The 8,770-nt window shown below is 50.3% G+C and carries 9 protein-coding genes and 2 pseudogenes; 6 read left to right on the top strand and 5 right to left on the bottom strand.

Translation table 11 applies throughout. The features are described from left to right. Positions 1–40: 40 nt before the first annotated feature. The 3 genes from QMG44_RS12135 (at position 41) to QMG44_RS12125 (ending at position 1,826) form a co-directional block, all read left to right on the top strand. On the top strand, positions 41–217 hold the full coding sequence (locus QMG44_RS12135; protein WP_281853089.1) for a hypothetical protein: 177 nt from the start codon (positions 41–43) through the stop codon (positions 215–217). Positions 218–234: 17 nt separating this feature from the next. Then, the gene (locus QMG44_RS12130) at positions 235–1,206 is read left to right on the top strand and encodes an EAL domain-containing protein (RefSeq protein WP_281853088.1); all 972 of its coding nucleotides are present in this window, start codon (positions 235–237) and stop codon (positions 1,204–1,206) included. Between the two features lie 368 nt (positions 1,207–1,574). Beyond that, positions 1,575–1,826, top strand: a complete 252-nt coding sequence (locus tag QMG44_RS12125) for a hypothetical protein (RefSeq protein ID WP_232937484.1) — start codon at positions 1,575–1,577, stop codon at positions 1,824–1,826. 286 nt (positions 1,827–2,112) lie between these two features. Here the strand turns inward: QMG44_RS12125 and QMG44_RS12120 are convergent, their stop codons facing one another. From QMG44_RS12120 to QMG44_RS12105, 4 genes and pseudogenes are all read right to left on the bottom strand, one after another. Then, entirely contained in the window at positions 2,113–2,625 is a 513-nt protein-coding gene (locus tag QMG44_RS12120; protein ID WP_404997242.1) for a nitrogen fixation protein NifQ, read from the bottom strand. Beyond that, positions 2,622–3,140: pseudogene (locus QMG44_RS12115) on the bottom strand (NifB/NifX family molybdenum-iron cluster-binding protein); the annotation flags it as partial. The pseudogene QMG44_RS12115 and the gene QMG44_RS12120, both read right to left, overlap by 4 nt. 136 nt (positions 3,141–3,276) lie before the next feature. Continuing rightward, positions 3,277–3,852, bottom strand: a complete 576-nt coding sequence (locus QMG44_RS12110) for an ANTAR domain-containing response regulator (protein WP_232937486.1) — start codon at positions 3,850–3,852, stop codon at positions 3,277–3,279. A 46-nt stretch (positions 3,853–3,898) separates the two neighbouring features. Continuing rightward, positions 3,899–4,389, bottom strand: a pseudogene (locus QMG44_RS12105) (transposase); the annotation flags it as partial. A 543-nt stretch (positions 4,390–4,932) separates the two neighbouring features. On the opposite strand from QMG44_RS12105, the gene ompC reads away from it, so the two are divergent. From ompC to QMG44_RS12090, 3 genes are all read left to right on the top strand, one after another. Continuing rightward, positions 4,933–6,078, top strand: a complete 1,146-nt coding sequence (gene ompC / locus QMG44_RS12100) for a porin OmpC (RefSeq protein WP_232937488.1) — start codon at positions 4,933–4,935, stop codon at positions 6,076–6,078. A gap of 386 nt (positions 6,079–6,464) precedes the next feature. Continuing rightward, positions 6,465–7,226, top strand: a complete 762-nt coding sequence (locus QMG44_RS12095) for a polymer-forming cytoskeletal protein (RefSeq protein ID WP_281853087.1) — start codon at positions 6,465–6,467, stop codon at positions 7,224–7,226. 69 nt (positions 7,227–7,295) lie between these two features. Further along, complete coding sequence (locus tag QMG44_RS12090) at positions 7,296–7,754, top strand: Lrp/AsnC family transcriptional regulator (RefSeq protein WP_281853086.1); 459 nt, start codon at positions 7,296–7,298, stop codon at positions 7,752–7,754. 312 nt (positions 7,755–8,066) lie between these two features. On the opposite strand, the gene QMG44_RS12085 is transcribed toward QMG44_RS12090, so the two are convergent. Beyond that, positions 8,067–8,759: a Crp/Fnr family transcriptional regulator gene (locus QMG44_RS12085; RefSeq protein WP_232937493.1), complete on the bottom strand. Its 693-nt coding sequence runs from the start codon at positions 8,757–8,759 to the stop codon at positions 8,067–8,069. Positions 8,760–8,770 lie beyond the last annotated feature (11 nt).

The raw sequence follows: 8,770 nt of genomic DNA, 5'->3' as shown, positions 1-8,770 counted from the left end.
GTGTGGAAGGGACGCATGAAAGTGGAAACGGAGGACGAGGATGAACCCGGAAGCGAAAAAGGCTGTGCCTGACGACAGCACGGCAGAAACAGAGACGGAAACAAAAACAGAGCACCCGATGAGCCTCCATGACCGGGTGGTCATTGGCCTGGCCCTGGCGGTGGCCCTGGTGCTGTGCATATTGCTGGGCACGGTACTGCGGGTCCCGGGCAGCTGACACTGACAGGAGAGAGCATGAGAACAGCAGGCAGAACACCGGCACATCACGATATCCCCACGGGGCTCTGGCTTACCGCCGGCTCGCTGCTGGCGCTGGTGAGCGGGGCGGTGTGGTTCACCGGGGACGACGGTCACCTGCGGGTGCTGCTGAGCCTGGTGTGCACGGCGCTCCTGCTGGTTCTGCGGGCCGGGGTGGCGAACATCACCTGGACGGCCTGGCAGATCCGCAGGCTTCGCCGGGCGCTGGCCCGGGGGCAGATACAGGCCTGGTACCAGCCGGTGGTGCACGGCAGCCAGGGCCGGGTCTGCGGCTGCGAGGTGCTGGCCCGCTGGCACCTCCCGGACGGGCGCATCCGCGGGGCGGCGCGCTTTATTCCCCTTGCCGAGCAGAGCGGGCTGATTGTCCCCCTGACCCGGCTGCTGATGCGCCAGGTGCGCCGGGACCTTGAGCACATGCAGGTCTGGCTGCCGCCGGGCTTTGACGTGTCGGTGAACCTGAGTGCGGCGCATGCGGGGAGTGAGACCTTCCTGCGGGACTGCCGGCGCCTGCAGCAACAGTTCCGGAACAAGGCCCTGAAGGTCACCGCCGAAGTGACCGAGCGGGTGGTGTTTGAGCAGGTTCCGGGCGGGGCGAGTCTGCTGAAGGCCCTGCAGGCGGCGGGTATCCGGGTGATGCTGGATGACTTTGCGACCGGGCACCAGGGAATGTCGGGTCTGGATGTGCTGGCGGTGGACGGCCTGAAGCTTGACCGCAGCCACGTGCAGGGCCTGCACGCCACGCCGGTCTCGCAGGCGGAGCTCATCATCCGCCTGGCGCAGCTGATGTCGCTGGAGGTGGTGGCAGAGGGAGTGGAGACCCGGGCCCAGCATGAGTGGCTGCTGGCCCACGGGGTGCGCGAGCAGCAGGGGTACTACTTCTCCCCGCCGGTACAGGCGCAGGGGCTGGCCGCCTGCCTGGCGACCGGGGTGTTTATACAGAGAGCGTAGGTGCTTGTTGTGCGACGACACGAGCTCAGAAAAGAAGAATTGCCTGCCAGCAGGCAGGCTTTGTATCAGCAAAAGTCCGAAAGTGTCTGAAGGTGTGTGGTGATTCACATCCTGCAGTTCAGGGCTTTCATTATGAGTGTTGTTAACGCAGGAAAATGTTCATGGAAAGGTATAAAACACCCCGTTCAATTGTAACCACGGTACGGGCCGGCTGAAGTAGCTCGCCAGCGCTATCCCCCGCATTCGGCGCATGATGGCCTGAAAGCGATTTTTCGACCGATTCTGCAGGACATCATCGTGCTGGATTATACCCTGGCGCTCTGATTTATTTTTTTCTGTAGATTGATAACCCGATGGATTTGAGTGAAATGACACAGACGATGACGGATGACGTAAAACGCATTATGGGCGCATTTAGAGAAGTACCGGTCATGACGTTACAGGTAGTCACCACTATGACGGGCCTGAGTGAGCACACCACGCGATTTATCCTGGAGCAGTTGCGGAAGGCCGGGGATGCACAGGCGCAGTATATGCTGGCTGGAAATCTGGCGGCACGCGGGGAATACGGACGGTCGCTGGCGCTGATGAAGCAGGCGGAATGGAAGTCCCTGAGGTAAAGCGGCTTAAGTCACTTGAAGGGGAGAACGCCCGCCTCAAGAAGTTGCTCGCCGAAGCCATGCAGGATAAGGAGGCGCTTCAGGTAACTTTTTTTAAATGATTTTTCCCAATATGTAAATCGATTCACTTCAAAATAACTTCATGAACTAACAGAAATCCGCTTCTTATGGACATTTCCGGATTAAGGTAAATCGGATCACATTACAGTCTGAGTAATAGAACAGACATCCTCAATCCGGTTCAGACCTCGATAGATGTCCGCTCATATTTCTAAGCAACTTGGGTTCAGGAATCGGAAAAACAGAATTCGCGTTCGTAGCAGGCGTCGCAACTTGGGGAGCGGCAAATAAGCTCCCCAGCGGAATGCAGGCAGCGCTGACGATAAAAAAACTTTTTCCAGCGCATATTTTCGCTGTTCATTTCCACCAGCAGAGGGAAACAATCGCTCATTAACTCGCGCAACTCCTGACGCGAGCTTAGCCCCAGATCCTGCCACAGGTGATTAAACGATAGTGAAACACTGGCGATAACGTTATGCATCGGCGCCGCGCCCGGCGCCATATAGCCTGCCAGCCACTGCGCCAGTTGTTGCTGTTCATCGTTGCGGGTGGCATTCAGCTCGCTCATCAGCTTTTGCCGTAGCAAACAATCGACGGGCATCGGCTGCGTGGGGGGATCGAATTGAGCCTGCAGTGCATCCCATTCGGCCGCCTGCAGGCCCATCATCAATGGATAACAGCCATCTCCGTGTGCATAGAGCCACAGCAAGCGCCGCAGCCAGCCGTGAACAGGCATCATACCACCCCCTGTGACGCAGGATCGCACGGGGCATTTTTCCGCCACTGCTGCCACCAGCCGGTCAGTGCTTCGTTAACCGGCTGCCATGCGCGATCGACGCAGGGTTGAATGCCGCGCGCTTCCAGTTTTTGCCACGGCGCGTAGCCGATACGGGCGCAAAACACCGCTTTCACATCGGCCAGCAGATCGAGAATCGCCGTCATTCGCGTATCGCTGTCCTGCGGTTCGCAGTTGTCATTTCCCTGACAAAATTTCGGCGTAAAGCGCTCGTTGACCAGCACTGCGCCTGCTGCCGACAGGCTGTAAATGAGAAAGCGATCGACATGACCAAAGTGGCAATCAATCGCATCGCCACGCGTGGAGGCGACCGCTACCAGGCAGGCATCCGGCTCTTCCGATTCACCGCGCGTGGCAATGCTGGCATGAAACTGCGCCCGGCGGTAAAGCGTCGGTAACCACGGCTGCGGCGACTCTTCAACCGGCGTCAGGGCAAACTGCTGGCTGCGATCTTCACCGAAGTAGTGTTCCAGGATCAGGCATCAAAACAGGGCGTGATTAACCTCAGAAACTAAGCGGCATGGTGAAAACCCGACGCTCCTGCCTCTTCTGCCTCTTCTGCCTTTTTTACTGCATCTTGTGAAACACAGTGCGCTATTCCGCCAGCAGTGATCTCAACCGGTTGAGCCAGGACTCCGTGTCGTCCAGCAGCTCACAACTGAGGTTTTCAATGGTCATGTGTTGCGGCATTGAAGCACGGCGCAGCAAGCTGTAGGCATCGTCCTCCTCCAGCCGTAGTACATGCATAACGGAAAACAGAAATTTGCACGCTCGTAGTCGCTCCGCCTGCCGCCTAAGCTGTGCTTCAAGTCGGTTGATGTGCGCGGCATGATTAAGCGCCAGCGTGAAGGCTGTCATCACACCATCAAAGCGCACTGGTTTACGCATATAGCTGTCGATCTTCTGCCAGGCAATCCACTGTAAACGCGATGGCGTTTCAATGGCGGTGAGCGCAATTTTCGGCAGCGCGGGCCAGGGTAGTTGGTTTGTGGGGTGAAACAGGGTGGAGCTATCGCCGTCGAAAACCAGTAGCTGTTGTTCAGCCAGTTGGCTCTCGTCAGGAAAAACTACACAGAACAAGCCCTCAATCCCTATGCAGCTAAACTGTTGCGCCAGATGGTGGTTATAACGCTCTGAACAGCCGATCACACACACTTTTAATCCGCACATCTGCACGTTTTTTCGGCTTATGCACTACCTCCGCGTTGCGCGAGGCTCGCAGATCCAGATGGATCTTGCGATAGCCATAGACGCATCCCGATTCCAGCCAGAATTGTTTAATCAGTCCTGTCAGTCTCAGATCTACCTGATTGCGTTGTCAATGCGGCTGCTGAAGCCAGGCGTAAAAGCCACTGGGATGAACATCCAACACCCGACAGAGCATACGGACAGGCCAGCAACGAGTGTTGTCACGGATAAAGGCGTACCTCAGTCGGATAGCTTTGCAAAGTACGCCGCGGCTTTTTTAATATGTCCCGTTCGTCAGTAACCCGCTTCAGCTCTTTCTTGAGTCGGCGGATCTCGGCCTGGAGCATCTGACAGCTCTTTGTTGGTGGAAGAGTCCGGCCCGTATTTCTTTATCCAGGCATAAAGGTTGTGGGTAGTGATATCGAGACGTGTTGCGACACTGGAAACAGAATGGCCACAATCAACAATCTGTTTGACTGCTTCAATTTTAAACTCTACAGGATAACGCTTACTGCTCATGTGCACCTATATTTAAGCCATGTTAAATGGCTCTGAGGTGTCTGTTAAACCTGTGGCGTTTCACTTTTCTGCGCGGACTCTCTACGCCGGTACATGAAGGAAAGAAGGAGGAGCAGCATTTTAATTATTTCGGTTGACAAAAAGAATTTTCGTTTTGATTTTATACGTAATTATAAAATCAATATGTATCAACAGTAAAACAACCACCCTTACAGGAAACACTGTCATCGTGTTTCCTTTTTTTCTGTAACAACCTCATTGAAATTTATTGTCATTCTTTATCAGTTTGTGATTTTAAAAAAGTCCGTTAGCAGGCAGGGTCCGAAGGTGTTCAACATACGGCATAGAAACAGTGACTTAATGCTCTTTATAGTACAAGCGTTGGCTTATAAAACCACCAGTGGCAATGGTAGATATAATTCTTACATCAGGAATTTAATTGTCATGGATATTTACAATTTAGTGCGGTGCGTAATAAAAAGCCGTTCGTAGCATCGACCGGCACCTGAATATACAGTGTGCGTAATTAACAAGGAATGCGTGATGAAAAGAACAGCAATGGCACTGATTATTCCGGCGTTACTCGCCGCAGGCGCAGCACAGGCTGCAGAAATATATAACAAAGACGGCAACAAGCTGGATTTGTACGGCAAGATTGATGGTTTGCATTACTTTTCCGGTGACGGGAGTCAGGATGGCGACCAGTCTTACGCGCGACTGGGCTTTAAGGGGGAAACCCGGATTAACGACCTGATGACCGGGTACGGTCAGTGGGAATATAATCTCAATGCTGACAGTGCGGAAGATGATGAGAGCCAGTCATTTACCCGACTGGCCTTTGCTGGCGTGAAGGCAGGGGAATACGGCTCATTCGATTACGGCCGTAACTATGGCGTGCTCTACGACGTGGAAGGCTGGACCGACATGCTGCCGGAATTTGGCGGAGACAGCTATACCCGGGCGGACAATTTCATGACCGGTCGTGCAACCGGCGTTGCCACTTACCGTGATAACGATTTCTTCGGCCTGGTTGAAGGGCTGAATGTCGCCCTCCAGTATCAGGGTAAAAATGAAAACCCGGGCAGGGGAGAAGGGACCAGTAACGGTGCGGGTCGCAATATCCGTAATGCCAACGGTGATGGTATCGGGGTATCAACCACCTACGATATCGGCAAGGGGTTCAGTGCCGGTGCGGCGTATACCTCCTCTGACCGTACCACGGAGCAGAAGCATGCCGGGCTGGGACACACCCAGTTTGCCGGGGGAGAGCGGGCGGATGCATGGACCACCGGGGTCAAGTTTGATGCGAATAATCTGTACATTGCCGCGATGTATGCAGATACCCGCAACATGACATCGTATGGTTCGGACGACAGCCGTGATGGCGGCGGTATTGCCAACAAAACTCAGAACATTGAGCTGACAGCGCAGTACCAGTTTGACTTCGGCCTGCGTCCGGCGATTTCGTATCTGCAGTCCAAAGGTAAGGATCTGAACCTTACCGGAGGAGGTTCAGACAAGGACCTGGTGAAGTACGCCGATATTGGCGCAACGTACTACTTCAACAAAAACATGTCCACTTATATGGATTATAAAATCAACCTGCTGGACGGGGATGACAGCTTCTATAAACACAACGGCATCAGCACTGATGACGTGGTCGCTATGGGGCTGGTTTACCAGTTCTGATGACAGAATACCGCCGGAGAGCCGGCGGTATTTTTAGTGTGATTACGATAGAACAGAGCGAGGAGATAAAAGGTGATGAATATGTAGTGGCTTAGTAGCTTGAGAGCGCGAGAATCAACCGTTTTGCTACGGCCCGGTGGATGGATGTGATGTCTTGGTGTGACAAATATGCCGAACGGGAGTGGGGCAGTTTGCAGTGTGGCTTGTGCTATTAGGAGATAGCATTTGAGATTCCCTCTAAATCATATCAGTCGTGCGGGAATCCAGGCGTAGGAGAGAGTGCGAGCACGTAGTCGCCTTCCGACAAAACAAGGGAGTAAATGCCGCCCTGAATCAAGCATGGCCTGTTTTATTTAGGCGTCATTCAAAGTGATTCAGGAGGTTGAGTGGTTTTTTACCAGGTTTTGTGGGGCGTGTGGTTTGTCTGGGTCGTTATGCTTATCAAAGAAATTTATCCAGATATACAAATCTTACAGCTTTCATTACTCTTACTAAGCGCATTTAGTACTTATTTTATTTATCGACAATTCTTCATAAGGCGAGTATGTAAGATGCAAATATTTAAACGGGATAGTAAATTTATTTCTGAAAGTAAGGACACTTCTTTGAGTCAAAGAGTTGATTTGATTACTTCTGCAGAAGAAAATCAATCAAGAACAGAAGATTCCGAAGTAATAGTTTCAGGAGTGACACGTAAAAATACATTTATTGCATTAGGAGTACAGTTGTCTGGTTCTTTTGAAGGGCAAGGGAATATTGTTATTGAAGGCTTAATTGAGGGGAATGTCAGCGGGACTCTTCAGGTTCGAGTAGAGGCTGGTGGTCAGATCAAAGGCGATATTCGAGCCAGTCATATTGTGATTAATGGCTATGCTGAAGGGGGGCTTTATGCAGATACTCTTACCCTGCAGCGTGAAGGGAAAATAAAAGGAGAGATTAACACTGATGAGTTGATTATTGAGAAGGGGGGAGTATTTATAGGCACTTCTCAGTTGCATAAATCTGAGGTGGTGAAGGTAGATACCGATAATGTGATGTCACTAAAGGTACAGAATAATAACAATCGTCAGGTTGATGAAAAAGTAATAATGGATGAGCTAATAAAACTTGAATCCCAGTCTGAAAAAATGAAAGAGGATCAGTTGTGACTGGTTCTAAATCGGCTCCGTTAGCAAGTCAGGTGAGCTAAAATATATAAAACTATGCAAGGTGTACATATGATAGACGACAATGATTTGAAAATTTTAAAACGCCTCCAGTCCGACTGTAGAATTCGCTTGCAGGAGTTAGCCCAAGATATAGGTTTAAGCATTTCTGCAAGCCGACAAAAATTAAAAAATCTTAAGGAGAAAGGTTATATCAGGGAACAGGTATATTTACTGGACAATGAAAAGCTTGGATTAAGCCTGACTGCCTTCCTGATGCTCAAAGTCAGTAATCATAGTGAAGTGTGCCGGCGCGCATTCATTGACAACGTATGCAGTATGGATGCGGTAGTTGGTTTTTTCCAGACAACGGGAGAGTATGATTATCTCCTTAAGGTACTGGTTAATGATGTAAAAGCATTTGATGAATTTTACAAATCTCTGATTTCATCTGTTGTAGGAGTCAGAAAAATCATGACAAGTTTTAGTATGGAAAAAATCAAAGATACCACTGAGTTGCCAATTTTGTAATTAAAGCGTTAAAAGTACACCCTAGAATATAGAGTGAAATGATTGAAGAGTAAACCAAAGTAAATATAACCAGTATGAAAACACTAATAATCATTAAATCCATAGTAATCCCGCTTAAATTATTTCTCTAAAGAAAGTAGAGACAGTTATTTTAACAGCCTAAAAATCAGGATAGAGTAAGTGAAAAACTCTTGAAAAATAGGCTAGGGACTAAACATAAATGATTATCGAAACGGGAATTTATCTTGTCAATACGCTGCAGATTTACGATTGATGTTTTTCATTAAAAAATAATAACGAAACACAAAGGAACTAAGTCCTGCGTTCTGCAAATTGTAGCAAAGCATCTGGATTGATTACCGTTATTGCACGGTAGCTAGCCTCAATCCAACCTTTTTCCTCAAAGCGTTGAACTGCGATATTGACCTGTTTACGAGAGGTATTGGTAATGATGCTCAGATTTTCCTGGGATACCATTACTGGCGTATCTGTTGACCAGGACATTCGATGCAGGGCAGAGGCGATCCTTGAACTGACATCTTTTATTTGCAGGTCATGAACGATTCTGATTAGAGAGTCTGTCGACATGAGAGACATAGAGGAGAAAGCCCGTAAGGTATTTGGATAGGCACAGACCATTTCTTCCATCACGGGGAGTGGGACGTGCATAACCTGAATGTCAGTGTAGGCCGTCAAAGAGATACGCCGAGGATCACCAGTCAGGAAACTGTCTTCACCTGTCCAACCACCAGGCACTGCAATATGTATCAGCCGCGGTGTCTGGCCTGAAGGCGCTGTTTTTACCGTTACGACCCCACTGACAAGACCATAAATACCGCCTGCAGGATCCCCCGGGCCAAAGATTACGGTCCCGGCCCGGAATCGTAAAAATTCTGCGTTGTGTAATAACAACATTCTGAAATCAACTGACATATGAGATAGCCAGCCTCGCTGGCAGATGATTTTCTCAGCCTTTTCTCGTGATTTCAGGGACATCAACGTCATTATTTCCCTGC

Origin of the sequence: Enterobacter sp. 200527-13, assembly GCF_027924865.1 — a bacterium.
Taxonomy (GTDB): domain Bacteria; phylum Pseudomonadota; class Gammaproteobacteria; order Enterobacterales; family Enterobacteriaceae; genus Enterobacter; species Enterobacter ludwigii.
Note: the sequence above shows the minus strand (reverse complement) of the source record. Positions and strands in the feature narration are given on the sequence as shown.

What these genes read in the sequence shown, in the direction of transcription:
- QMG44_RS12135 (WP_281853089.1), top strand. Translation starts at nt 41, where the DNA reads ATGAACCCGGAAGCGAAAAAGGCTGTGCCTGACGACAGCACGGCAGAA.
- QMG44_RS12130 (WP_281853088.1), top strand. Translation starts at nt 235, where the DNA reads ATGAGAACAGCAGGCAGAACACCGGCACATCACGATATCCCCACGGGG.
- QMG44_RS12125 (WP_232937484.1), top strand. Translation starts at nt 1,575, where the DNA reads ATGACACAGACGATGACGGATGACGTAAAACGCATTATGGGCGCATTT.
- QMG44_RS12120 (WP_404997242.1), bottom strand. Translation starts at nt 2,625, where the DNA reads ATGATGCCTGTTCACGGCTGGCTGCGGCGCTTGCTGTGGCTCTATGCA.
- QMG44_RS12110 (WP_232937486.1), bottom strand. Translation starts at nt 3,852, where the DNA reads ATGTGCGGATTAAAAGTGTGTGTGATCGGCTGTTCAGAGCGTTATAAC.
- ompC (WP_232937488.1), top strand. Translation starts at nt 4,933, where the DNA reads ATGAAAAGAACAGCAATGGCACTGATTATTCCGGCGTTACTCGCCGCA.
- QMG44_RS12090 (WP_281853086.1), top strand. Translation starts at nt 7,296, where the DNA reads ATGATAGACGACAATGATTTGAAAATTTTAAAACGCCTCCAGTCCGAC.
- QMG44_RS12085 (WP_232937493.1), bottom strand. Translation starts at nt 8,759, where the DNA reads ATGACGTTGATGTCCCTGAAATCACGAGAAAAGGCTGAGAAAATCATC.